1 protein-coding gene is annotated in these 1,003 nt (G+C 65.0%); it reads left to right on the forward strand.

Annotated features, from left to right (window positions below):
• Positions 1–1,003: amino acid adenylation domain-containing protein (locus RMCN_RS04405; protein ID WP_131808526.1), on the forward strand; the 1,003-nt coding region annotated here is incomplete at both ends.

Below are 1,003 nucleotides of genomic sequence, written 5' to 3' on the forward strand. Positions count from 1 at the left end.
GTTGATTGATCGGGGAGCGGGTCCGGGGCGGTCTGTGGCGCTGTTGGTGCCGCGGTCTGCTGAGGCGATCGTTTCAATTCTCGCGGTGCTCAAGACGGGGGCGGCCTATCTGCCGTTCGATCCGGCGGTGCCTGCGGCGCGGTTGGAGTTCATGCTTGCCGATGCCGAGCCGGTCGCGGCGGTCACGACAGCGGAGTTGCGCTCGCGGTTGGATGGGCCTGAGGTAGCGGTCATCGAAATAGATGATCCCGCCGTCGAACGCTATTCGGGTTCTGCATTGCCGGTGCCGAACGCTGATGACATTGCGTATCTGATCTATACCTCCGGTACGACGGGTGCGCCCAAGGGTGTGGCGGTCACGCACGGCAATGTGACTCAGGTATTGGAGTTGTTGCCCGTCGATCTGCCCGCAGGGCCGGGCGAGACTTGGTCGCAGTGGCATTCACACAGCTTCGACGTCTCGGTGTGGGAGATCTTCGGTGCTCTGTTGCACGGGAGCCGGTTGGTGATCGTGCCCGAGTCGGTGGCGGGGTCGCCCGACGATCTGCATCAGCTGCTGGTGGCCGAGAAAGTCAGCGTCGTGTATCAAACCCCCTCCGCGGCAAGGATGTTGTCGCCAAAGGGTCTGGAAGGCGCGGCGTTGGTGTTGGCTGGTGAGGCGTGTCCGGCTGATGTGGTGGATCGGTGGGCGCCGGGTCGGGTGATGATCAACGCCTACGGTCCGACCGAGACCACGATCTACGTATCGAAGAGTGTGCCGTTGGCTGCGGGCTCGGGTGCGCCGCCGATCGGTTCGCCGCTGCCGGCGGCGGCGTTGTTCGTCTTGGACAACTGGTTGCGTCCGGTGCCTGCCGGGGTGGTCGGCGAGTTGTACGTGGGAGGCGCCCACGTCGCGGACGGATATTGGCGGCGGGCTGGGTTGACGTCGTCGCGGTTTGTGGCGTGTCCGTTCGGCGGCCCGGGACAACGGATGTATCGCACCGGCGATCTGGTGTGTTGGGGC

It is taken from the genome of Mycolicibacterium novocastrense (genome assembly GCF_001570485.1).
Lineage (GTDB): Bacteria > Actinomycetota > Actinomycetes > Mycobacteriales > Mycobacteriaceae > Mycobacterium > Mycobacterium novocastrense.